The 23,813-nt window shown below is 67.8% G+C and carries 17 protein-coding genes and 2 rRNA genes; 2 read left to right on the top strand and 17 right to left on the bottom strand.

What is annotated here, in order from left to right; translation table 11 throughout:
- Positions 1-6 precede the first annotated feature (6 nt).
- The 10 genes from P8S73_RS11630 to P8S73_RS11585 form a co-directional block, all read right to left on the bottom strand.
- Positions 7-3,127: ribosomal RNA gene (locus tag P8S73_RS11630) — 23S ribosomal RNA — on the bottom strand.
- Between the two features lie 61 nt (positions 3,128-3,188).
- Positions 3,189-3,419, bottom strand: coding sequence for a hypothetical protein (locus P8S73_RS11625; protein ID WP_145001424.1), 231 nt, complete (start codon positions 3,417-3,419; stop codon positions 3,189-3,191).
- A gap of 80 nt (positions 3,420-3,499) precedes the next feature.
- Positions 3,500-5,031 (bottom strand): 16S ribosomal RNA (locus tag P8S73_RS11620).
- The 16S and 23S rRNA genes sit together here, the layout of an rRNA operon.
- A 653-nt stretch (positions 5,032-5,684) precedes the next feature.
- Positions 5,685-6,995, bottom strand: coding sequence for a tyrosine--tRNA ligase (gene tyrS / locus P8S73_RS11615; RefSeq protein WP_019310944.1), 1,311 nt, complete (start codon positions 6,993-6,995; stop codon positions 5,685-5,687).
- 13 nt (positions 6,996-7,008) lie between these two features.
- Complete coding sequence (locus P8S73_RS11610) at positions 7,009-9,294, bottom strand: AAA family ATPase (RefSeq protein WP_348613921.1); 2,286 nt, start codon at positions 9,292-9,294, stop codon at positions 7,009-7,011.
- An 88-nt stretch (positions 9,295-9,382) separates the two neighbouring features.
- Positions 9,383-9,910: an adenine phosphoribosyltransferase gene (locus P8S73_RS11605; RefSeq protein ID WP_019310942.1), complete on the bottom strand. Its 528-nt coding sequence runs from the start codon at positions 9,908-9,910 to the stop codon at positions 9,383-9,385.
- A gap of 42 nt (positions 9,911-9,952) precedes the next feature.
- Positions 9,953-10,663: a DNA-3-methyladenine glycosylase gene (locus tag P8S73_RS11600; RefSeq protein WP_019310941.1), complete on the bottom strand. Its 711-nt coding sequence runs from the start codon at positions 10,661-10,663 to the stop codon at positions 9,953-9,955.
- Complete coding sequence (argH, locus tag P8S73_RS11595) at positions 10,660-12,105, bottom strand: argininosuccinate lyase (protein WP_019310940.1); 1,446 nt, start codon at positions 12,103-12,105, stop codon at positions 10,660-10,662. Before argH ends, P8S73_RS11600 begins: the two co-directional genes overlap by 4 nt.
- Before the next feature lie 231 nt (positions 12,106-12,336).
- A complete protein-coding gene (locus P8S73_RS11590) occupies positions 12,337-13,542 on the bottom strand; it encodes an argininosuccinate synthase (RefSeq protein ID WP_019310939.1) in 1,206 nt (401 codons plus the stop codon).
- Between the two features lie 87 nt (positions 13,543-13,629).
- Positions 13,630-15,144 (bottom strand): long-chain fatty acid--CoA ligase, encoded by a 1,515-nt coding sequence (locus P8S73_RS11585; protein ID WP_144803369.1) that lies wholly within the window; start codon positions 15,142-15,144, stop codon positions 13,630-13,632.
- 209 nt (positions 15,145-15,353) lie between these two features.
- Here P8S73_RS11585 and P8S73_RS11580 point away from each other — a divergent pair, with 209 nt between their 5' ends.
- A complete protein-coding gene (locus P8S73_RS11580) occupies positions 15,354-15,785 on the top strand; it encodes an ankyrin repeat domain-containing protein (protein WP_019310937.1) in 432 nt (143 codons plus the stop codon).
- Positions 15,786-15,920: 135 nt separating this feature from the next.
- Here P8S73_RS11580 and P8S73_RS11575 read toward each other — a convergent pair whose 3' ends face one another.
- The 6 genes from P8S73_RS11575 to argC form a co-directional block, all read right to left on the bottom strand.
- Positions 15,921-16,415 (bottom strand): arginine repressor, encoded by a 495-nt coding sequence (locus tag P8S73_RS11575; protein ID WP_019310936.1) that lies wholly within the window; start codon positions 16,413-16,415, stop codon positions 15,921-15,923.
- A complete protein-coding gene (gene argF, locus P8S73_RS11570) occupies positions 16,412-17,383 on the bottom strand; it encodes an ornithine carbamoyltransferase (protein WP_019310935.1) in 972 nt (323 codons plus the stop codon). Before argF ends, P8S73_RS11575 begins: the two co-directional genes overlap by 4 nt.
- Positions 17,384-17,482: 99 nt before the next feature.
- Positions 17,483-18,718 (bottom strand): acetylornithine transaminase, encoded by a 1,236-nt coding sequence (locus P8S73_RS11565; RefSeq protein ID WP_019310934.1) that lies wholly within the window; start codon positions 18,716-18,718, stop codon positions 17,483-17,485.
- Entirely contained in the window at positions 18,715-19,665 is a 951-nt protein-coding gene (gene argB, locus P8S73_RS11560; protein ID WP_019310933.1) for an acetylglutamate kinase, read from the bottom strand. Before argB ends, P8S73_RS11565 begins: the two co-directional genes overlap by 4 nt.
- A 10-nt stretch (positions 19,666-19,675) precedes the next feature.
- The gene (gene argJ, locus P8S73_RS11555) at positions 19,676-20,881 is read right to left on the bottom strand and encodes a bifunctional glutamate N-acetyltransferase/amino-acid acetyltransferase ArgJ (RefSeq protein ID WP_019310932.1); all 1,206 of its coding nucleotides are present in this window, start codon (positions 20,879-20,881) and stop codon (positions 19,676-19,678) included.
- Between the two features lie 50 nt (positions 20,882-20,931).
- Positions 20,932-21,981 (bottom strand): N-acetyl-gamma-glutamyl-phosphate reductase, encoded by a 1,050-nt coding sequence (argC, locus tag P8S73_RS11550; RefSeq protein WP_019310931.1) that lies wholly within the window; start codon positions 21,979-21,981, stop codon positions 20,932-20,934.
- A gap of 222 nt (positions 21,982-22,203) precedes the next feature.
- Here argC and P8S73_RS11545 point away from each other — a divergent pair, with 222 nt between their 5' ends.
- Positions 22,204-23,178 (top strand): quinone oxidoreductase, encoded by a 975-nt coding sequence (locus tag P8S73_RS11545; RefSeq protein ID WP_019310930.1) that lies wholly within the window; start codon positions 22,204-22,206, stop codon positions 23,176-23,178.
- A gap of 22 nt (positions 23,179-23,200) precedes the next feature.
- Here P8S73_RS11545 and P8S73_RS11540 read toward each other — a convergent pair whose 3' ends face one another.
- Positions 23,201-23,809, bottom strand: a complete 609-nt coding sequence (locus P8S73_RS11540) for a hypothetical protein (RefSeq protein WP_019310929.1) — start codon at positions 23,807-23,809, stop codon at positions 23,201-23,203.
- Positions 23,810-23,813 lie beyond the last annotated feature (4 nt).

Raw genomic sequence — 23,813 nt, 5'->3', positions numbered from 1 at the left:
TTGTGTGTGTATAAGTCTTCGGTGTATTAGTACCAGTCAGCTCCACGCCTTGCAACGCTTCCACACCTGGCCTATCAACCCAGTCGTCTACTGGGCACCTCACACCCCTCGAAGGGGGTCAGGAAATCTCATCTCGGAGCAAGCTTCCCGCTTAGATGCTTTCAGCGGTTATCAATCCCGAACGTAGCTAATCAGCGATGCTCCTGGCGGAACAACTGACATACCAGAGGTTCGTCCGTCCCGGTCCTCTCGTACTAAGGACAGGCCTCCACAAATTTCCAACGCACGCAGCGGATAGGGACCGAACTGTCTCACGACGTTCTGAACCCAGCTCGCGTACCGCTTTAATGGGCGAACAGCCCAACCCTTGGGACCAACTCCAGCCCCAGGATGCGACGAGCCGACATCGAGGTGCCAAACCATGCCGTCGATATGGACTCTTGGGCAAGATCAGCCTGTTATCCCCGAGGTACCTTTTATCCGTTGAGCGACGGCCATTCCACAATGTACCGCCGGATCACTAGTCCCGACTTTCGTCCCTGCTCGAGCTGTCACTCTCACAGTCAAGCTCCCTTGTGCACTTACACTCAACACCTGATTGCCGACCAGGCTGAGGGAACCTTTGGGCGCCTCCGTTACTCTTTAGGAGGCAACCGCCCCAGTTAAACTACCCATCAGGCACTGTCCCTGACCCGGATCACGGGCCGAAGTTAGATGTCCAGAGTGACCAGAGTGGTATTTCAACAACGACTCCACCACCACTAGCGTGATAGCTTCACAGTCTCCCACCTATCCTACACAAGCCACACCGAACACCAATACCAAACTATAGTAAAGGTCTGGGGTCTTTCCGTCCTGCTGCGCGAAACGAGCATCTTTACTCGTACTGCAATTTCGCCGAGTTCATGGTTGAGACAGTAGGGAAGTCGTTACTCCATTCGTGCAGGTCGGAACTTACCCGACAAGGAATTTCGCTACCTTAGGATGGTTATAGTTACCACCGCCGTTTACTGGGGCTTAAATTCTCCGCTTCGACCCAAGGGTCTAACAGGTCCTCTTAACCTTCCAGCACCGGGCAGGAGTCAGTCCGTATACATCGTCTTACGACTTCGCACGGACCTGTGTTTTTGATAAACAGTCGCTTCCCCCTAGCCTCTGCGACCCCACCCAGCTCACACAGCACGTGTGCTCACCAGACAGGGCCCCCCTTCTCCCGAAGTTACGGGGGCATTTTGCCGAGTTCCTTAACCATGATTCTCTCGAACGCCTTAGTATTCTCTACCTGATCACCTGTGTCGGTTTGGGGTACGGGCGACTAGAACCTCACGTCGATGCTTTTCTTGGCAGCATAGGATCACCGAATTCCCTCACCTAAGAGAGTCCCATCACATCTCAGGCACACAACCCGCGGATTTACCAACGGGTCACCCTACATGCTTAGACCAGGACAACCATCGCCTGGCTCGGCTACCTTCCTGCGTCACACCTGTTAACACGTTTACCTCCCCGGATCAGGTCCCACGCTCCCCACACACCCCGCGTACCACAAGGGCACACGGTCATGGTGGTTCGGGTGGTTAGTATCCCCGGTTCAGTAGGGTCGGTTCTTCGTCGGTACGGGAATATCAACCCGTTGTCCATCGACTACGCCTGTCGGCCTCGCCTTAGGTCCCGACTCACCCAGGGCAGATTAGCTTGACCCTGGAACCCTTGATCATCCGGCGGACGGGTTTCTCACCCGTCTATCGCTACTCATGCCTGCATTCTCACTCGTTGAGGTTCCACCACTGGGTCACCCCGCAGCTTCACTACCCCAACGACGCTCCCCTACCCACAACACCACCTCAACCACAAACGGCTCAGCTATACGATGTCATGCCACAACTTCGGCGGTGTACTTGAGCCCCGCTACATTATCGGCGCGGAATCACTTGACCAGTGAGCTATTACGCACTCTTTCAAGGGTGGCTGCTTCTAAGCCAACCTCCTGGTTGTCTAAGCAACTCCACATCCTTTCCCACTTAGCACACGCTTAGGGGCCTTAGTTGATGGTCTGGGCTGTTTCCCTTTCGACTATGAAGCTTATCCCCCACAGTCTCACTGCCACGCTCAACTTGACTGGCATTCGGAGTTTGGTTGACGTCAGTAACCTTGTAGGGCCCATCAGCCATCCAGTAGCTCTACCTCCAGCAAGCAACACGCAACGCTGCACCTAAATGCATTTCGGGGAGAACCAGCTATCACGGAGTTTGATTGGCCTTTCACCCCTACCCACAGCTCATCCCCTCCATTTTCAACTGAAGTGGGTTCGGTCCTCCACGCGCTCTTACACGCGCTTCAACCTGGCCATGGGTAGATCACTCCGCTTCGGGTCTAGATCACGCCACTCACAACGCCCTATTCAGACTCGCTTTCGCTACGACTACCCCACACGGGTTAATCTCGCGACGTAACACTAACTCGCAGGCTCATTCTTCAAAAGGCACGCTGTCACCCCTAAGGGCTCCAACGGCTTGTAAGCACACGGTTTCAGGTACTATTTCACTCCCCTCCCGGGGTACTTTTCACCATTCCCTCACGGTACTGATCCGCTATCGGTCATCAGGAAGTATTCAGGCTTACCAGGTGGTCCTGGCAGATTCACACGAGATTTCACGGGCCCCGTGCTACTCGGGAGAACGTCACACCACGACAATGACAGTTTCGTCTACGGGACTCACACCCCCTACGGTCTGGCACTCACCACCAGTTCGACTACCACCACGCCACAGCGCCCAGGGTGGCGACCCCAGGAACAACGCATCCCACAACCCCGATCATGCAACCCTCGCCAGGTATCACACACAACCGGTTTAGCCACCATCCGCTTTCGCTCGCCACTACTCACGGAATCACTGTTGTTTTCTCTTCCTATGGGTACTGAGATGTTTCACTTCCCCACGTTCCTCCTCGCACCCTATGAATTCAGATACGAGTGACTACGCATAACACGCAGCCGGGTTACCCCATTCGGAGACCCTCGGATCACAGCTCGTTTATCAGCTCCCCGAGGCTTATCGCAGATTTCCACGTCCTTCATCAGCTCCTGATGCCAAGGCATCCACCGTGTGCTCGTAACAACTTATACGCCACACAACACAAATAAATCATCAAAGAACACACCACACACCCCAACAGGGTGCGCGGCGTCAAAGATGCTCGCGTCCACTATGTAGTTGACAAACAACAACCCACCAGCACCACCCCACCAGAACAACCGTCCCAGCTTCGTGGTGCTGCGGGAAACCAACCAACACCAGCGTGTTGATCGACAACCCAACAATGTGCCACCACACCACCACCCCAACACCACCACCAGAACTCGTGTCCGGTCGTGTTCCCGTGTCAGGGAGCAGCGTGTCCGCTTGCTGATATTCCACCCATGAGCATCAACCACACCCCGTCGAAGATGACGAGGATCGTGGGTGCCGGCCACACGGCCAGCCACTGTGCTCCTTAGAAAGGAGGTGATCCAGCCGCACCTTCCGGTACGGCTACCTTGTTACGACTTAGTCCCAATCGCCAGTCCCACCTTCGACGGCTCCCCCCACAAGGGTTAGGCCACCGGCTTCGGGTGTTACCAACTTTCGTGACTTGACGGGCGGTGTGTACAAGGCCCGGGAACGTATTCACCGCAGCGTTGCTGATCTGCGATTACTAGCGACTCCGACTTCACGTGGTCGAGTTGCAGACCACGATCCGAACTGAGACCAGCTTTTTGGGATTAGCTCCACCTCGCGGCATCGCAACCCATTGTACTGGCCATTGTAGCATGCGTGAAGCCCAAGACATAAGGGGCATGATGATTTGACGTCATCCCCACCTTCCTCCGAGTTGACCCCGGCAGTCTCCTATGAGTCCCCACCATCACGTGCTGGCAACATAGAACGAGGGTTGCGCTCGTTGCGGGACTTAACCCAACATCTCACGACACGAGCTGACGACAACCATGCACCACCTGTACACCAGCCCCACAAGGGGGAAAGACCATCTCTGGCCCGGTCCGGTGTATGTCAAGCCTTGGTAAGGTTCTTCGCGTTGCATCGAATTAATCCGCATGCTCCGCCGCTTGTGCGGGCCCCCCGTCAATTCCTTTGAGTTTTAGCCTTGCGGCCGTACTCCCCAGGCGGGGCACTTAATGCGTTAGCTACGGCGCGGAAAACGTGGAATGTTCCCCACACCTAGTGCCCAACGTTTACGGCATGGACTACCAGGGTATCTAATCCTGTTCGCTCCCCATGCTTTCGCTCCTCAGCGTCAGTAACAGCCCAGAGACCTGCCTTCGCCATCGGTGTTCCTCCTGATATCTGCGCATTTCACCGCTACACCAGGAATTCCAGTCTCCCCTACTGCACTCAAGTCTGCCCGTACCCACTGCACACCCGGGGTTAAGCCCCGGGCTTTCACAGCAGACGCGACAAACCGCCTACGAGCTCTTTACGCCCAATAATTCCGGACAACGCTTGCGCCCTACGTATTACCGCGGCTGCTGGCACGTAGTTAGCCGGCGCTTCTTCTGCACGTACCGTCACTTTCGCTTCTTCCGTGCTGAAAGAGGTTTACAACCCGAAGGCCGTCATCCCTCACGCGGCGTCGCTGCATCAGGCTTCCGCCCATTGTGCAATATTCCCCACTGCTGCCTCCCGTAGGAGTCTGGGCCGTGTCTCAGTCCCAGTGTGGCCGGTCACCCTCTCAGGCCGGCTACCCGTCGTCGCCTTGGTGAGCCATTACCCCACCAACAAGCTGATAGGCCGTGAGCCCATCCAAAACCAGTAAAACCCTTTCCACACACCACCATGCGGTGACATGTCGTATCCAGTATTAGACCCAGTTTCCCAGGCTTATCCCAGAGTCAAGGGCAGGTTACTCACGTATTACTCACCCGTTCGCCACTCATCCACCCAGTGCAAGCACCAAGCTTCAGCGTTCGACTTGCATGTGTTAAGCACGCCGCCAGCGTTCGTCCTGAGCCAGGATCAAACTCTCCGTCAAAAAAATTCAACAGAAACCACCCACCACGCGAAGCGCGGTACGGTGGGATCCCAGCTGACACCCAACACCCCCAGGAAACGGGAAAACACCTGAAAAGGCATCGGGCCATCAACCAAAAATATAAAACTTCTGGTATCAACAAACTAGACACACTATTGAGTTGACAAACAACACACCACAACGCAGCTCCCCATCACGAGGACCACCACGGTCGGTTGCGATCACGCCCTGCGGCGGATCAAGACTTTGATTGCTGCTCCCGGTTGGACCTTTCTGGTCCCTTGCTGGAGCAACTAGAAGAGCTTATCCCTGCCTGGTTCGGCGTGTCAACTTGACTTCTCAAGTCTCTGCGCTTCCCCTGCGGGCTGCTGGGCAACCGTAGCATGAACAAGGTCCGATCGCTCGGGCTGATCTTTGCCGGTCACCCCCGCAGGTCCGATCCCTTTCGGGCCCCTCGCCGCGGCGACTCGGAATACATTACACACGAGCCAGGACTGGCGCAAAGTGCCGGTCCTGGCTCGTGAGGAGAGGGCGCTGCAGGGTTGCACGGCCCTCTCGGATCGCGCCGGCCGCGGAGGTACCTGGTGCCTCGCGGCGCCGACGGGCGCGGGGCAGAGGCGACTGCCTCGACCCGGCGCCGGGGCCGGCGGGAGCTAGTCTGTGAACGTGACGGCCGCGAGGTTCTTCTTGCCGCGCCGCAGCAGCACGAAACGGCCGTGCAGGTGCTCGTCCGAGGTGACCACGGCGTCCTCCCCCGTGATCTTGTGGTTGTTGACGGACACGCCACCCTCCTTGAGGGTGCGTCGCGCCGCGGACTTGGACTCGGACAGCCCGGTGCCCACCAGCAGGTCCACCACCGGCTGCTCCTCCCGCCCCGTCACGGTCATGCCGGGAAGAGCGTCCGCCACCGCCGCGAGCGTGGACTCGTCCAGGTCCTCGAAGGCTCCCTTTCCGAACACCGCAGCGGATGCCTCGATGGCCTGTCGGGTGGCCTCGGCACCGTGCACCAGCGTGTTGACGTCCTCCGCGAGCACGCGCTGCGCTTCCCTGCGGTACGGCTCCTCGCGTGTGAGCCGTTCGAGCTCGGTGATCTCCTCGCGAGTGCGGAAGGTGAAGACCTTCAAGCGGTCGGCCACGTCGGCGTCTGCGGTGTTGAGCCAGAACTGGTAGAAGGCGTAGGGCGATGTCAGCTCCGGGTTCAGCCAGATGGCGTTGCCCTCGGACTTGCCGAACTTGGTGCCGTCCGAGTTGGTGATCAGCGGGGTGCCGATGGCGTGCACCGCGGCACCTTCGGTCTTGCGCACGAGGTCCGTGCCGGAGGTGAGGTTGCCCCACTGGTCCGAGCCGCCGGTCTGCAGGGTGCAGCCGTACTGCCGGTAGAGGTTCAGGAAGTCCAGTCCCTGCAGGATCTGGTAGCTGAACTCGGTGTAGGAGATCCCCTCCTCCGAGTTCAGTCGCTTGGCCACGATGTCCTTCTTGATCATGGTGCCCACGCGGAAGTTCTTGCCGATGTCGCGCAGGAAATCGATGGCCGACAGCTGCGACGTCCAGTCCAGGTTGTTGACCATGCGGGCGGGGTTCTCCCCGTCGAAGGACAGGAAGCGCTGGACCTGCTCGCGCAGCATCTCCACCCACTGCGCCACGGTCTCGCGCGAGTTGAGGATGCGCTCGGAGGTCTGCCGGGGGTCGCCGATCAGGCCGGTGGATCCACCCACCAGGCCGATGGGGTGGTGCCCCGCGAGCTGCAACCGGCGCAGCAGCAGCAGCTGCACGAGGTGGCCCAGGTGAAGGGAGGACGCCGTGGGATCGAAGCCGCAGTAGTAGGTGATCGGCTCACCGTCCAGCGCCGCCTGCAGGGCCTCCGGGTCCGTGGAGACCTGGACCAGGCCCCGCCAGTTCAGTTCCTCCCAGAGGGAGGAGAACGAGGGATCGTTGTGCTGCGTGCTGAGATCGGTGGTTGACACGCCGACCAATTTATCAGGCGACGGGCTGGGGCTCCCCGCCCTGCTCCGTGATGCCGGCGGGCATGCCGTGCGCGCCCACGAGGTGCAGCCGCTGGGTGGGCCGGGTCATGGCCACGTACAGGTTGCCCGCCCCGCCCGCAGGGTCCCCGGCGATGTCGTTCGGCTCGACGACCACGACAGAGTCGAACTCCAGGCCCTTGGCGTCCCACGGGGTGAGGACCATGATGCGCCGGTCCAGGCTGCGCATGCCCGCGGCGACCAGCCCGGGGAACTCCCGGTCCAGGGTCCGGCCGACCGCGCCGATGAGGTGGCCCGGGCACACGACCCCCACGAGGCCTCCGGCGAGGGCGTCGAGTTCGGTTCCCACGCACCGCACCACCGCGTGCGTCACCTCGTCCTCGGTGCCCGTGCACAGGACATCGGGGGCCTCGCCGTCGCGCACGGCCCGGGGGTCGGACACGGTGAGGCCTGCCGCGCGCGCCACCCGCGCGGCGGCGTCGGCGATCGGCTGGGGCGTGCGGTAGTTGACCGTGAGCTCCTCGAGGTCGAAGCGCTCCCCCACGAACGGTTCGAGCGCCTCGGACCACGTGCGCGCGGCGGCGGCGTTTCCCGCCTGCGCGATGTCCCCCACCACGGTGAACGACTTCAGCGGGCACCGGCGCATCAGCACCCGCCACTGCATGGGCGACAGCTCCTGCGCCTCGTCCACGACCACGTGCCCGTAGGCCCATGTGCGGTCCGACGACGCCGCCTCGGCCGCGGTCATGCGGTGCGGCGCCTCGGCGTTGAACGCCGTGAGCTGCTCGACCGTCACCACGCCCTGGGCACCGATGTCCTCGAAGCCCTCGGCCATGGCCTCCAGGGCCTTCTGCGCGGACTCCTGGGACTTGCGCTCCTCGAGTGACCGGTCACCGCGCACGGTGATGCCCGCGGACTCGAAGTCCCCGAGCAGCTCGGCGGCCTCGTCGAGCAGGGCGACGTCCGCGACCGTGAGCGGCGCGTCCGCGGGACGGAGCAGGCGCGCGACCTCCGCGTCACTCAGCTCCGGGGCGGCGGAACGCAAGTAGTGCTCCTTGCTGAACAGCTGGCCCACGAGCTGCTGGGGCGTCAGGGGCAGCCACAGCAGGTTGAGCGCGATCCTGACCTCGCGGGACTGCCGCAGGTCCTCCTTGAGGTACGAGCGGTCCATGGTGGAGCCGGCCTTCTCGTTCAGCTCGTCCCCGAGCTTCTGCGCGAGCTCCTTGATGACCACCTTCACGAACGTCTCGCGGGCCTGGTTATGGGGCTTGCCGGTCGCGCGGGCGCGCTCACGGGCGCGGCGCACGAGGGACCGGGAGAGCTTCACGCGGTGGCCGTCCACGGTGAGCCACTGGGCACGGGGCGGGACCTTCTGGCGGTCGGCGACCGCGCGGGCCACCACGTCCACCATGTGCAGCCCCGACTTCCAGCGGGTGACCCAGGGGTCCGGCTCGACCGTGCCGTGGACGCCCGGGTAGAGGTCCGCGAGCGAGGACATCACCACACCCGTCTCGCCCAGAGCGGGCAGGACGCGTTCGATGTACCAGAGGAAGGAGGACGAAGGTCCCACGATCAGCACACCGGACTTGGCCAGTCGTTCCCGGTGCTCGTAGAGAAGGAACGCCGCGCGGTGCAGGGCCACGGCCGTCTTGCCCGTGCCGGGCCCGCCCTGAACCACCCTCACACCGGACAGCGGCGCGCGGATGATCCGGTCCTGCTCGGCCTGGATGGTGGCCACGATGTCCGTCATGCGGCCCGTGCGCTCGGAGTTCAGCGCGGCGATCAGCGCGCCCTCCCCGTGCACCACGTCCTCGTCCGCGACCCGCTCCGCGTCGAAGACGTCGTCCTCGAGCGCGGTGACGTCCCGCCCGTCCATGATGAGGTGGCGGCGGCGCACGAGGTCCATGGGGTTCGCGGCCGTGGCCTGGTAGAAGGCGCCCGCCTCACGGGCGCGCCAGTCCAGCACGAGCCGGCGGTGGTCCTCGGTGGCCAGCCCGAGCCGGCCCACGTAGTGCCGTTCGTCCTCCGTGGTGTCCAGGCGGCCGAACACGAGCCGCTCGTCCACGGCGTTGAGCTGGGTGAGCCGGTCCTCGTAGTGGGTGGCGAACGCATCGCGCTCCGAACGGGCCTGGTGGCCTCCGCCGTACTGGGTGGTCCGCACCCGGCGCAGCTCGCGCTCGCTCTGTGCCCGCAGCTCGTCGAGCCGCGCGTAGGCCGTGGCGACGTGCTCGCGCTCCAGCTCGAGTTGCCGGGACACTCCCACGGTTGCGGATTCCTCCACGCAGTTCACCTCACGCACACAGCCGGAAACGCCGGTTCCTCGACCGGCGATCGACCATCCTACCGTTCGGCCGACGCCGCCGGGGCGCTCACACGCGCAGCAGCGCGCGCACCCGGTGCCCACCCAGCTGGGCGCGACCGCGCAGCGCGGTGAGCTCCATGATCACGCCGAACCCCGCGACGTTGTAGCCGCCCCGGGTCAGCAGGGACGCCGCGGCGCCGAGTGTTCCGCCGGTGGCCAGGACGTCGTCGAGCACGAGCACGCGCGCACCCCGTGGGGCGTCGTCGGTGTGGATCTCCAGCGTCCCGGTGCCGTACTCGAGGTTGTACGACTGGGAGATGGTCTCCCGGGGCAGCTTGCCCTCCTTGCGCACGGGAATGATCCCGGCCCCGGAGGCGTAGGCCACGGCGGCGGCGATCATGAAGCCGCGCGCCTCCACGCCGGCCACGCAGTCGTACTGGCCGTCGAAGGCGTCCACGAGGGCGTCCACCGTGCGGTGGAACCCGGGCCCGTCCGCGAACAGCGGTGTGAGGTCACGGAACAGCACCCCCGGCTCGGGGTGGTCGGGGATCTTGGCGCACAACCGGTCGATCATCTGTTCCACGGATTCAGTCACCCGGTCATCGTATCCGCCGCGACCGGTTGCGCCCCCTCGGAGTCAACGTGTGCGGCGCCGTTTCACCGTGGCTCGTCGGTACGGGGACACCGTGGGCTCCCCGGACAGGGCGAAGCGCCACGGGAAGGCATCGGTGCCGCCCTCCCCGGACACTCCCGTGCGCGGGGTCTCCATGAACTCCTCCGGTGCAGGCTCCGCGAGCGCCAGACCCGTCCAGGTGGTTCCCTCCCGCTCGGCCACGGCCTCGCGGGCACGGGCCACGGGATCGAGGGAGGTCCCGAGATCCACGATCGCGGCGGCGTCGTCCGCGAGGGTCAGGCCGAGGGCCTGCGCGGTGTTGCCGGGCCCGCGGGCCAGTGTGGCGAACGGGGGTTCCGAGCTGCGCGTGGCCAGCCGACGCCGCGTGGCGGGCTCGGTCCCCAGGACCACCTCACCGGAGCGGATCAGGATGCCCCCGCCCATGCCCTCGGGTCGGCACACGACATTCACGGCGTGGTGCAGCCCGTAGGTGAAGTAGACGTACAGGTGCCCCGGCGGCCCGAACATGGCGGCGTTGCGCGCGGTGCGACCCCGGAACGTGTGCGCCCCCGGGTCCGGGAGGTCCGAGTCCTGCGGACCGCCGTAGGCCTCCACCTCCGTGAGGCGCAACGCGACCGTGCCGGTGTCCCGCGCGCAGACGAGCACGGCCCCGAGGAGCCGGGGAGCGACGTCGGGCGCGGGCCGGGACAGCAGCTCGTGCAGCGCGAGGCTCACGAGATCACAGGCTCGCGCGTCTCGAAGGCGGCGAGCTCCGCGAGCTGCCGCTTCAGCTCCGTGAGCTGCCGGGCCACGGCCTCGGGTGCGGTCCCGCCCTGCGAGCTGCGGGAGGCGAGCGAACCGGCCACCGTGAGGACCTCGCGCACGCCCGGTGTGAGGTGCGTCGAGATGGCCGCGAACTGCTCGTCCGTGAGGTCCCACAGCTCGATGCCCTGCTCCTCGCACACGCGCACGGCCTCCCCCGAGATCTCGTGGGCCTCGCGGAAGGGCACACCCTGGCGCACGAGCCACTCCGCCACGTCCGTGGCGAGCGCGAAGCCCTGCGGTGCGAGCTCCGCGAGGCGATCGGGGTGGAACTCGAGCGTGGCCATCATCCCGGCGACCGCCGGCAGCAGCACCTCGAGCTGGTCGATCGCGTCGAAGACCGGCTCTTTGTCCTCCTGCAGGTCGCGGTTGTAGGCGAGCGGCAGGCCCTTGAGCGTGGCCAGCAGGCCGGTGAGGTCCCCGATGAGCCGGCCCGCCTTGCCGCGCGCGAGCTCGGCGACGTCCGGGTTCTTCTTCTGCGGCATGATCGAGGAGCCCGTGGAGAAGGCGTCGTCCAGGGTCACGAAGGAGAACTCCTTGGTGGCCCACGTGGTGACCTCCTCGCTCATGCGCGAGATGTCCACTGCGGCCATCGCGCACACCCACGCGAACTCGGCGTAGACGTCCCGCGAGGCCGTGCCGTCGATCGAGTTGTGCACTGCGGAGTCGAAGCCGAGCTCCGCGGCCACGGCATTCGGGTCCAGCCCCAGGGAGGAGCCCGCGAGCGCTCCGGACCCGTAGGGCGAGACGGCCGCGCGGCGGTCCCAGTCCACGAACCGCTGGACGTCCCGCAGCACGGCCCACGCGTGGGCCAGCAGGTGGTGGGACAGCAGCACCGGCTGGGCGTGCTGCAGGTGCGTGCGCCCCGGCATGGGGGCGTTCGGGTGGCGCTCGGCCTGCTCGATCAGCGCGCGCACCACGTCCAGCAGGTTGCGGGCCACGATCGAGGCGTGGTCCCGCAGGTACATGCGCCCGAGCGTGGCGATCTGGTCGTTGCGGGAGCGCCCGGCCCGCAGCTTGCCGCCCAGCTGGGCCCCGGCGCGCTCGATCAGTCCGCGCTCGAGGCAGCCGTGGACGTCCTCGTCCGAGGGCGCCGGGGCGTACGCGCCGCTGCGCACGTCCGCCTCGAGCCGGTCCAGGGCGTCGAGCATGCCCGCGAGCTCGGCGTCGTCCAGCAGCCCCGCGGTGTGCAGCACCCGGGCGTGCGCGCGGGAGCCCGCGATGTCGTACGGCGCCAGGCGCCAGTCGAACTGGGTGGAGCGGCTCAGCTCGGCGAGCGCGTCCGCCGGTCCCCCGGCGAAGCGGCCACCCCACAGGGCGCCCTCGTTGGTTCCGTGCTGCTCGTGCTGGGCCATGGTGCTCCTCGCTGACGTGTGCTGTGGTTCGTGGGCCGGGCGCCGCGTCCCCCTGCGGGTCGAGTGGCGCGTGCGCTGTCCCCCGCGGGGGCCGAGCCGCGCGTGCGGCGACCCTGCGGGGGCCGGGGACGACGCCGCCCGGCGTGGTGAACGGCCGGGCTCCAGTCTAGGAGCCCGGCCGTCCGGGTCCGCCCGTGGGCGGTGGGGCCGCGCTGCCGCGGCCACCGGGTGTCACTTCCCGGCGAGTCCCTGCTCGCGCCGGGACGCGACCTTGGAGGACATGCCGAACAGCTCGATGAAGCCGCGGGCGTTGGACTGGTCGAAGGAGTCGCCCTCGTCGTACGTGGCCAGGTTGAAGTCGTACAGCCCGGTGTTCGAACGGCGACCGGTCACCGTGGCCCGCCCGGCGTGCAGCTCCATGCGGATGTCGCCGTTCACGTAGGTCTGGGTGTCCTGGATGAACACGTCCAGGGACTTCTTCAGCGGGGAGAACCACTGGCCGTCGTAGACGAGCTCCGTCCAGCGCTGGCCCACGGTCTTCTTGAAGCGGGCCTGCTCGCGCTCGATGGTGACGTTCTCGAGCTCCTGGTGCGCGGCGATCAGCGCCATGGCCCCGGGGGCCTCGTAGATCTCGCGGGACTTGATGCCCACGAGGCGGTCCTCCACGATGTCGATCCGGCCCACGCCCTGCGCGCCGGCGCGGCGGTTCATCTCCTGGATGGCCTGCAGCGGGGTGACGGGCTTGCCGTCGATCGCCACGGGGATGCCCTTCTCGAACGTGATCACGACCTCGTCCGCGGCGGGCGGGAAGGTGGGGTCGTCCGTGTAGTCGTAGACGTCCTTGGTGGGCCCGTTCCAGATGTCCTCGAGGAAGCCCGTCTCCACCGCACGACCCCACACGTTCTGGTCGATCGAGAACGGGTTCTTCTTGGTGGTCTCGATCGGCAGGTTGTTCTGCTCCGCGTAGGTGATGGCCTTCTCACGGGTCAGCGCGAGGTCCCGCACCGGGGCGATGCACTTGAGCTCCGGACCGAGGGTCTGGATGCCCACCTCGAAGCGGACCTGGTCGTTGCCCTTGCCCGTGCAGCCGTGGGCCACCGTGGTGGCGCCGAACTTCTTCGCGGCCGCCACCAGGTGCTTGACGATCACCGGGCGGGACACGGCGGAGACCAGCGGGTACGAGTCCATGTAGAGACCGTTGGCCTGCAGCGCGGGCATGCAGTACTCGCTCGCGAACTCGTCCCGGGCATCAGCCACGTACGCCTCGACCGCGCCGCAGTCCAGAGCGCGCTGGCGGATGGTCTCCAGGTCCTCGCCACCCTGTCCCACGTCCACGGCCACGGCCACGACCTCGGCACCGGTGGCCTCACCGATCCACCCGATGGCCACGGACGTGTCCAGTCCACCCGAGTAGGCCAATACCACGCGATCACTCACGGCGCTTCCCTCCACACTGCTCAACGACGGCTCTGACTGCACGGGACCTCCCGCGCTTCATGCATGACTATACACGCCAGTCAGTATTTATGCATCGAGGGTGAGTTCGCGCTTCAGGATCTTGCCCGTGGGGCCCTTGGGCAGCTCGTCGGTGACGCGGTAGATGCGGGGGTACTTGTACTTGGCCACCCGTTCCTGCACGAAGGCGTCCAGCTCCCGGGTCAGCGCTTCCTTGCCCTTGGACTCGAGCACGCCGGACTCGAACACGACCACGGCGCCGACCTCCTCGCCGTGCTTCTCGTCCGGGACCCCCACCACGGCGGCCTCCACCACGCCCGGGAACTGGTAGATGACCTCCTCGACCTCACGCGGGTACACGTTGTAGCCGCCGCGCAGGATCATGTCCTTCTTGCGGTCCACGATGAAGAACATGCCGTCCTCGTCCTTCCGGGCCATGTCCCCCGTGTGGAACCAGCCGCCGCGCATGGCCTCCTCGGTGGCCTCCGGCTTGTGCCAGTAGCCCTTCATGACGTACTGGCCGGCCACCACGAGCTCGCCGACCTCGCCGGTGGGGACCTCGTTGTCCTGGCCGTCCACCACGCGCAGCTGCGCGCCGCGCACCTCGGAGCCGATGGAGCCCGGCTTGCGCACGTTGCCGGGCTGGTTGAAGCACACCACGGGAGAGGTCTCCGAGAGCCCGTAGCCCTCGAACACCGTGGTGCCGAAGACCTTCTCGAACTTGGCCAGGACCTCCACGGGCATGGACGATCCGCCCGATACCCCGGCGCGCAGGTCGATCCCCTCCACGGCCTGCGGATCCTGCCCGGACTGGTGGAGCAGCGCGACGTACATGGTGGGCACGCCGGCGAAGATGGTCACCCGGTCCCGGCGCAGCACCTCGAGCGCCTCGGCGGGGTGGAAGCGCGGCAGCAGCGTGACGGTCGCACCGGCGCAGATCACGCCGTTCAGGGCCACGGTCTGGCCGAACACGTGGAATAACGGGAGTCCGCCGAACATCACGTCCCCGTGGGCCAGGTTGAAGACTTCACCGGCCACCTCCGCGTTGGACAGGAGGTTGTGGTGGGTCAGCTCCGCACCCTTGGGCCGGCCCGTGGTGCCGGAGGTGTACAGCAGCACCGCAGTGTCCGAGTCCGCGCGCTCCACGACCTCGTGGTCGGGATCCACGGCCTGCAGCCGCCCCACCGTGCCCTGGGCGCTGATGGGCAGCACGTTGAGCCCGTCGATCTCCTCGGCCGCCTTCTGGCTGGCCTCGGCCATGTCCTCCCACGCGAGCACGAAGGAAACCCCCGCGTCCTGGAAGTGGTAGGTCAGTTCACGGGGAGTGAGCAGCGGGTTGAGGGGCACCACGATGCCGCCCGCGCGCAGGATCGCGTAGTAGAGCACGGCCATGTGCGGCACGTTGGGCAGCACGAGCGCCACACGGTCCCCGGGACGGATCCCGTTGGCCTTCAGCAGCGCCGCGCCACGGGCCGAGAGGTCGTTGAGCTGGTCGTAGCTCATGTGGAGGTCGTCCAGGATGATCACGGGATCCGAGCCGTACTTCTCGGCCGACGTGGTGAGCAGGGTGGCCAGATTTGTCATGGATCCTCCAGGTAGGAATGTGAGTTCTACCACGTGATACTGCCCGTATCGGGTATCTGAGTCAAACACCGTCACCGCCCCGGCTGGGGCGTGGGAGACTGGAGCGCGCCGCACCGTGACCCCTCCCCCGGGGTGCCACGGAGCGGTAGCAGTGAACATCAGCACCAGGCCCGCCAGCCAGTGGGCCGCTCAGTGTCGGAGGATGCCCCGTGACCGATCAGCAGAGCGCCGCTCAGACCCCCCAGTTCACGGACGAGGAGCTCGCCTACGTGGCCTCCCTGTTCGACGCCGCCCGCAACGGCGACACACAGCTGCTGCGCACCGCCGTGGAGGCCGGCGTTCCGGTGAACCTCACCAACGACAAGGGTGACACCCTGCTCAACCTCGCCGCCTACCTCGAGCGGGAGGACACGGTGCGGATGCTGCTGGAGAAGGGTGCGGACACCGAGCGCGTGAGCGACATGGGCTTCACCGCCCTGGTCTGCGCCGTGTTCCGCGGCAACGAGCCGATCGCCCGGGCGCTGCTCGAGGCCGGGGCGGGCCAGGCCACCGGGCACCAGCACGCTCAGGACGTCGCACGGGTCTTCGGCCAGGAGCACCTGCTGCCGCTGCTCGAGAGCTACGAGACGCGCGAGTCCTGAGCCGCTCCGACGGCTCCGGGGCCTGCGCCGCAACGACGGCACGGGGCCCGGGGCAACGGGTGCCACGCCGGGAGGCGAGACGAGAAGTGGGCACTGCGGGCGGCGTCGGCGGCGGTGCGCCTGCCGGGGGAGCGCTCAGCGGGCGAGGTCCAGGAACCGCTGCGCGAGCTGCTCGCCGCCCTGCGGGTCCCGGCTGACCACCATGATGGTGTCGTCCCCGGCGATCGTGCCCAGGATCTCGGGGGTGACCGAGTGGTCGATCGCGGACGCGAAGTACTGCGCGGCTCCGGGCGGGGTGCGCAGGATCACCAGGTTGGCGCTGCCCTCCGCCGTGACCAGCAGCTCGCGGCACAGTGCCCCGAGCTTGGCCTCAGTGCTCTCGCGCGTGATGCCGCTCGCCGGGGAGCGGTCCGCCCCCGCCATGGGCACCGCGTAGACCATCCCGCCCCGCGGAGAGCGCACCCGGACGGCCTCCAGCTCCACGAGGTCCCGCGACAGGGTGGCCTGGGTGACCTGGATGCCGTCCGCGGCCAGCAGCTCCGCGAGCTCCGCCTGCGAGTGGACGTCCCCGCCCGTCACGAGGTCCAGGATCCGGGCCTGCCGGGCGGTCTTGGTGGTGGGGATGCTCATCGCGTCTCCTCCCGTCGCAGGGCCGCCGGCAGGTCCGCGGACAGTCCCGAGGAGTCCAGCAGGAACGTCAGCAGCGCTTTCTGGACGTGCAGCCGGTTTTCGGCCTCCTCCCACACGAGGGACGCCGACCCGTCGATGACCTCGGCGGCGACCTCCAGCCCGCGGTAGGCGGGCAGGCAGTGCAGGAACACCGCGTGCTCCGCGGCGAGCGCCATGGCCTCGGTGGTCACGGAGTACGGCCGGAAGATCTCGCAGCGCTCGGCCTTCTCGCTCTCCTGCCCCATGGACACCCACGTGTCGGTCACGACGGCGTCCGCGCCCGCGAGCGCCTCGCCCGCGTCGGTGGTGACGAGCACCGATCCGCCCGTCTGCGCGGCCCGCTCGCGCGCCGCGTCCACCACGTCCTCCCGCGGCAGGAACCCCTCCGGGCCCGCGATCCGCACGTGCATTCCGGCGGTGGCGCAGCCCAGCAGGTAGGAGTTGGCCATGTTGTTCGAGGCGTCACCCAGGTACACCAGGGTGCGCCCGGCCACGTCCCCGAAGTGCTCCCGGAGGGTGAGCAGGTCCGCGAGGATCTGGCACGGGTGGTAGTCGTCCGTGAGGGCGTTGACCACGGGCACGCTGCTGTGCTCGGCCATCTCCTCCAGCCCGGACTGCGCGTACGTGCGCCACACGATCGCCGAGAGCATGCGGGAGAGCACGCGGGCGCTGTCCGCCACGCTCTCCTTGTGCCCCAGCTGGGACTCCCCCGGGTTGATGACGAGGGGGTTCCCGCCGAGGTCGCTCACCCCGGCGGCGAACGAGACCCGGGTGCGCGTGGAGGTCTTGTCGAAGATCACCCCCACCGTCTGCGGGCCGGCGAGCGGACGCCGCGAGAAGCGGTCCGCCTTGAGGGCGGCGGCGAGGTCCAGCACCTCGGACTGCTCCTCGGGGCTCAGATCGGTGTCGACCAGGAAGTGGCGCAGCACGCGGGGTTCTCCTTCGGTTCGCGGGGCCCGGCGGGACCGGGATCTCGGACGCGCCGTCTCGGGCGCGGGGATGCAGGGATTTCTCTCAGGGGCAGGCTCTCAGGTGGAGCTGACGGTGCGCAGCAGATCGGGCAGCGCGGACACGAACGTGTCCACCTCCTGCCGGGTCACGATCAGCGGCGGCGCCAGGCGCACCGTGGCCGGTCCGGTCGCGTTGACGAGGAACCCCGCGTCCCGCGCCGCGGCCACGAGACGCGGGGCCACGGCGTCGTCGGGAGCTCCCTGGACGAGGTCCAATCCCACGAGCAGCCCGTGTCCGCGCACGACCGTCACGCCGGGGACGTCCCGCAGCCGGGCGGCGAGGTGCTCCCCCACCGCGCGGGCGTTCTCGAGCAGGCCCTCGTCACGGATGGTCCTGACAGTGGCGAGTGCGGCCGCAGCCGCCAACGGGTTGCCGCCGAACGTGGTCCCGTGCTGGCCGGCACCGAGCAGCCCGGACACCTCGGGGCCCGCCGTGAGCAGGGCCCCGATGGGGAAGCCTCCACCCAGTCCCTTGGCGAGCGTCACGGCGTCCGGGAACTCGCCCCCGGGCAGCTGGGCCGTGCTCGCGAGCCAGTCGCCGGTGCGTCCGATCCCGGACTGCACCTCGTCCACGATCAGCAGTGCGCCGTGCTCCCGGGTGAGTTCCCGCGCCCGCGCCAGGTAGCCCTCCGGGAGACCCCGGACGCCGGCCTCGCCCTGCACCGGCTCCACGATCAGCGCGGCCACCGTGTCGTCCAGCTCGGCCGCGAGTGCCTCGACCGTGGCCGGGACATGGCTCACCCCGCCGGGCAGCGGCTCGAAGGGTGCGCGGTAGGCCTCCTTGGCCGTGAGCGCGAGCGATCCCATGGTCCGCCCGTGGAACGCGTGCTCAAGCGCGAGCACGCGCGTCCGCGGGCGCCCCTGGGCATCCGGGTGCTCCCGGCCGTGCCGGCGCGCGAGCTTGAACGCGGCCTCGTTCGCCTCGGAGCCGGAGTTCGCGAAGAACACGTGGGATCCCGACGGGGCGTCGGTGACCTCCAGGAGCTCCCGGGCCAGCTCGACGACCTCCGGGGTCGTGAACAGGTTGGACACATGCGCCAGCCGACCCGCCTGCTCCGCGACGGCCCGCACCCACGCCGGATGCGCGTGGCCCAGGGAGTTGACGGCGATGCCCGCGAGCAGGTCCAGGTAGCGGCGGCCGTCGGCGTCCGTGACGCGGCACCCCTGCCCCTCCACGAGCACGAGCGCTGGATCCCCGAACACCCCCAGCAGGTTGTCCCGGTACCCGTCCAGCAGTTCCGTGGTCCGACTCATGCGATGCCCTCCTCGTCCGGTGTGACCTCGGTGCCGATGCCCGTGTCCGTGAAGATCTCCAGCAGCGAGGAGTGCTCGGAGCGCCCGTCCACGATGCTCGCCCGTGGTACCCCGCCGTCCACCGCGCGCAGGGCCGCACGCATCTTGGGGATCATCCCGGACTCCAGGGAGGGCAGCATCTCCCGCAGCTCGGGGGCCGTGAGCGAGGAGATCAGCGACGAGCGGTCCGGCCAGTCCGCGTAGAGCCCCTCGACGTCCGTGAGCGCCACGAACTTCTCCGCACCCAGGGCCACGGCAACCTCCGCCGCGGCGGTGTCGGCGTTGACGTTGAGAACCTGGCCGGTGAGCGCACCGAGCCCGGCGGCGTCATCCTCCGGCTCCGCGAGCTCGGGGGCGATCGAGGCGATCACCGGGATCTTGCCGATGTCCAGCAGCTGCTCGACCGCCACGGTGTTGACCCGCGTGACGGTGCCCACGAGACCGAGGTCCACCGGGGCGCCGTCGGAACCGGTGCGGACGCGGCGGGCCTGCAGCAGCCCGGCGTCCTCCCCGGACATGCCCACCGCGTACGGGCCGTGGGCGTTGATCAGGCCCACGAGCTCGCGGCCCACCTGGCCCGTGAGGACCATGCGGATCACGTTGACGGCCTCCTCCGTGGTGACCCGCAGCCCGTCCTTGAACTCCGAGTGGATGTTCAGGGACTCCAGCATGGTGCTGATCTGCGGGCCGCCGCCGTGGACCACCACGGGGCGGATGCCCACGTGGCGCAGGAAGACGATGTCCTCCGCGAACGCGCGGCGCAGCTGGTCGTCGACCATGGCGTTGCCGCCGTACTTGAAGACCATGGTGGATCCCGCGTAGCGCTGGATCCAGGGCAGGGCCTCCATGAGGGTCTCCGCCTTGGAGCGGGCGGTGTCGTACCGGGTGCTGTCGCTGAGTCGTGACATGGTGGTCGGCCTAGCTGGAGTAGGCGCTGTTCTCCTCGACGTAGTCGTGGGTGAGGTCGTTGGTCCACACGGTGGCTCGGGCGTCCCCGGTCTTCAGGTCGATCTCGATGTCCACCGCGCGCGACGCCGCGAGGTCCACACCCTCGCGGGGATCGCCGATGCCGCCGTTGCGGCAGACGGTGACACCGTTGATGGTGACGTCGATCCGGTCGGGGTCGAACTGTGCCTGCGTGGTGCCCACCGCGGAGAGCACCCGACCCCAGTTGGGGTCGTTGCCGAACACCGCGGTCTTGAGCAGGTTGGAGCGCGCCACCGTGCGGGAGACGTCCTCGGCCTCCGTCTCGGTGGCCGCGCCCACCGTGGTGATCGCGATGTCGTGGGACGCGCCCTCCGCGTCCGTGATGAGCTGCTGCGCGAGGCTGTGGCACACCGCGGTCAGGGCCCGGGTGAACTCCCCCTGCTCCGCGGCCGTGCCCGACGCCCCGGAGGACATCAGCACCACGGTGTCGTTGGTGGACATGCAGCCGTCCGAGTCCGTGCGGTTGAACGTCACGCGGCAGGCCTCCCGCAGGGCGGCGTCCAGCGCGTCCGCGGCCATGACGGCGTCCGTGGTGAGCACCACGAGCATGGTGGCAAGTCCCGGGGCGAGCATTCCCGCGCCCTTGGCCATGCCGCCCACGGTCCACCCGGGGCCGGAGACGCTGGCCTGCTTGGGGACGGAGTCCGTGGTCATGATGGCCTCCGCGGCCCGCCGCCCGGCGTCCTGCCCGGCCGCGAGCGCGCGCACCACCTCGGGGACCCCGCGGCGCACCACGTCCATGGGCAGCTGCTCCCCGATCAGCCCGGTGGAGCACACCACCACGTCCCCCGCGCCGATGCCCAGCTCCCCGGCCACGAGCTCCGCCGTAGTGTGCGTGTTCTGGAAGCCCTCGGGGCCCGTGCACGCGTTCGCGCCGCCGGAGTTCAGGACCACGGCACGCACCGATCCTGCGCGCACCACCTCGCGGGACCAGTGCACGGGGGCCGCGGCCACGCGGTTGGAGGTGAACTGGGCGGCGGCGGCGAACTCGGGCCCGGTGTTGACCACGAGCGCCAGGTCGGGACCGCCGGAGGCCTTGAAGCCGGCCTCGACGCCGGAGGCGGTGAAGCCCGCGGCGGTGCACACGCCGGACTCCGTGGTCACGGGGATCTCGGGAACGGGGTCGTGGGACGTCATGGGTGTCTCTGCTCCTGTGCGGTCGGAGGGATGGGCTGCGGCGGAACCGGTCACGGGGCCATCCCCTGAGCGGTGAGGCCCGTGGTCTCGGACAGGCCGAGGGCCAGGTTCACGGACTGAACCGCTCCCCCGGCGGTGCCCTTGGTGAGGTTGTCGATCACGGAGGTCACCACGAGGCGCCCCGCGTGCGGATCCACCGCGAGCTGCAGGGCCGCGTGGTTGGACCCCAGCACGGACTGGGTGGTCGGCCACTGGCCCTCCGGCAGCAGGTGGACGAACGGCTCGTGCGCGTAGGCCGCCCGGTAGACCTCCCGCACCCGGGCCTCGTCCACGCCGGGACGCAGCACGGCGGTGGCCGTGGTGAGGATTCCCCGGGGCATGGGAGCCAGGGTGGGGGTGAAGGACAGGGAGACCTCCGTGCCCCCGGCCCACCCCAGGCCCTGCTCGATCTCGGGCGTGTGCCGGTGCCCTCCGCCCACACCGTAGGGGGACATGGACCCCATGGTCTCCGCGCCCAGCAGGTGAGGCTTCACGGACTTGCCCGCCCCCGAGGTGCCCGACGCGGCGACGACCACGAGGTCCGCGGGTTCCACGACGCCGACCGCGAGCGCCGGTGCCAGCGCGAGCAGCGAACCTGTGGGGTAGCACCCCGGCACGGCGATGCGTGCCGCCCCGTGCAGACGGTCCCGCTGCGTGCGTCCGCTCGGATCCACGATCAGCTCGGGCAGACCGTACGGCCACGTGCCCGCGTGCTCCGTGCCGTAGAACTGCTGCCACGCCTCGGCGGACGCGAGCCGGTGGTCCGCGCCGGCGTCCACCACCACGGTCTCCGGGGGCAGCTGCGCGGCCAACGCGGCGGACTGGCCGTGCGGCAGGGCCAGGAACACGACGTCGTGCCCCGCGAGGTTCTCCGCGGTGGTCTCCAGGACCTCCCGGTCCGCGAGCTCGTGCAGGTGCGGCTGCAGCTCCCCCAGGCGGCGTCCGGCCGAGGAGTGGGCGGTGACGGTGGTGATCTCGATCTCCGGGTGCCCGCACAGCAGACGGAGCACCTCTCCGCCCGCGTAGCCGGTGGCGCCCGAAACTGCTGCGGTGTAGGTCATGCAGTCAGCATAGCGTATTTCTATGCACTCTATTCAATACTTATTCACCAGGGCCTGTCCGACCACCCGCCGCTCCGCCGGGGTTGCCCCGTGCACGGGGGCGGGTGAGACTGGCCGGAGAGACACCGCCCGGTCGGGGCCGCCCCCGCCCCGCCCGCACGCCGTCGCCCAGCAGCGAGCTGCCGTGCACCGTCTGACGTGCCCCACGAAGGAGACCGCACCATGACCACCACCATGCAGGCCATCGTTGCCCGACAGGCCGGGGACCCCGAGGTCCTCCGGCTCGACGAGCTGCCCGTGCCCACTCCGGGCCCACGCGAGGTGCTCGTGCGCACCGAGGCCGCAGGGGTGAACTTCATCGAGACCTACCAGCGCTGCGGGGTCTACCCCGTGTCCTTTCCGTTCACGCCCGGGGCCGAGGGGTGCGGTGTGGTCACGGCCGTGGGAACGGAGGTGTCGGAGGTCTCCGTGGGGCAGCGGATCGCCACCGCCGAGGCCCGCGCCACGTACGCAGAGCACTTCGTGGTCTCCGCGGACACGGTCCTCCCCGTCCCCGAGGACATGGGTTCAGAGACCGCCGCGGCCCTCCCCCTGCAGGGCCTCACCGCCCACTACCTGGTGCGTTCCACGGTCCGGCTGGGCCGCGGGGACACCGCCGTGCTCACGGCGGCCTCCGGCGGCGTGGGCGGGCTGGCGATCCAGCTCATGAAGCGCGTGGGGGCCACCGTGATCGCCCTGACCTCCACGCCGGAGAAGGAGGAGACGGCGCGTGGGCTGGGCGCGGATCACGTGCTCGGCTACGAGGGATTCGCGGAGCGGGTCCGGGAGCTCACCGACGGAGCAGGCGCGGACGTGGTCTACGACTCCGTGGGGCGCAGCACCTTTGACGAGTCCCTGCGCGCCACCCGCGTGCGCGGCACCGTGGTGCTCTTCGGCGGAGCCTCGGGCCAGGTGCCCCCGTTCGACCTGCAGCGGCTCAACGGCGCGGGAGGTCTCTACGTGACGAGGCCGTCGCTTGCCCACTACCTTCGGGACGCGCAGGAGCGCGCCTGGCGGTGGTCCGAGCTCACCGACGCGGTGGGCAGCGGCGACCTCACCGTGCGGGTGGGCGGGACCCACCCGTTGGCCGACGCCGCCGCGGCGCACCGGGATCTCGAGTCCCGTACCACGCAGGGCAAGCTGCTGCTCGTGCCCTGAGCGCGGTCCGCAGAACCGCGACTCACACGCCCACACGCACCCCGCGGTGGGTGCGACGCACGCCCCACACGGTCAGCAGGGCGCACAGCAGAGCGCTCGCACCCCACGCGGTGGCCTTGACCCGCTGAGTGGTGACAGTGGACTCGGTCACCCCCTCCGTGCCGTAGGTTCCGGGGACGTCCGTCTCCACGACAGTAAGGTTGCCGTCGCGCACGGCGAGCAGGGCGTCGACGTCCCGGGGGAAGTCCGCGTCCTGAACCCCGGTCTGGGTGCCCCGGAATGTGATCTGGTCCCCCTCCGCCTTCTGCTGCGGATCGTTGAGCCGGTTGTCGAACGGGTGCTGCACCACGAGGTCGTTCGCGGGCATGGTGCCCGAGTAGATCCCGTTGTAGTCCTGCGTGTCCAGGTCCTTGGTGAGGGTCTGGTACGTCCCGGACACCACCATGGTCTCCCCCGCCACGTCCTCCAGGCGCGAGGCCTTCTCGAAGGACAGTGCGCACAGCACCCCCAGCACCACCGTGAGCACCGCACCCACGAGCGCCATGCTCACGACGAGCCAGCCCCGGGACCTCGGGGCGTGGTCATCCTGCTGCTCGTGGAAGTCGATGAGTTCGCGTGAATCGGGGGACACGACG

The sequence above is a fragment of the Kocuria sp. ChxB genome (assembly GCF_044359605.1).
Lineage (GTDB): Bacteria > Actinomycetota > Actinomycetes > Actinomycetales > Micrococcaceae > Kocuria > Kocuria rhizophila.
Note: the sequence above shows the minus strand (reverse complement) of the source record. Positions and strands in the feature narration are given on the sequence as shown.

Coding starts and splice junctions, on each gene's coding strand:
- argH (WP_019310940.1), bottom strand. CDS start 12,105: ATGGCCCAGCACGAGCAGCACGGAACCAACGAGGGCGCCCTGTGGGGT.
- P8S73_RS11585 (WP_144803369.1), bottom strand. CDS start 15,144: ATGACAAATCTGGCCACCCTGCTCACCACGTCGGCCGAGAAGTACGGC.
- P8S73_RS11575 (WP_019310936.1), bottom strand. CDS start 16,415: ATGAGCATCCCCACCACCAAGACCGCCCGGCAGGCCCGGATCCTGGAC.
- P8S73_RS11565 (WP_019310934.1), bottom strand. CDS start 18,718: ATGAGTCGGACCACGGAACTGCTGGACGGGTACCGGGACAACCTGCTG.
- argB (WP_019310933.1), bottom strand. CDS start 19,665: ATGTCACGACTCAGCGACAGCACCCGGTACGACACCGCCCGCTCCAAG.
- argJ (WP_019310932.1), bottom strand. CDS start 20,881: ATGACGTCCCACGACCCCGTTCCCGAGATCCCCGTGACCACGGAGTCC.
- argC (WP_019310931.1), bottom strand. CDS start 21,981: ATGACCTACACCGCAGCAGTTTCGGGCGCCACCGGCTACGCGGGCGGA.
- P8S73_RS11545 (WP_019310930.1), top strand. CDS start 22,204: ATGACCACCACCATGCAGGCCATCGTTGCCCGACAGGCCGGGGACCCC.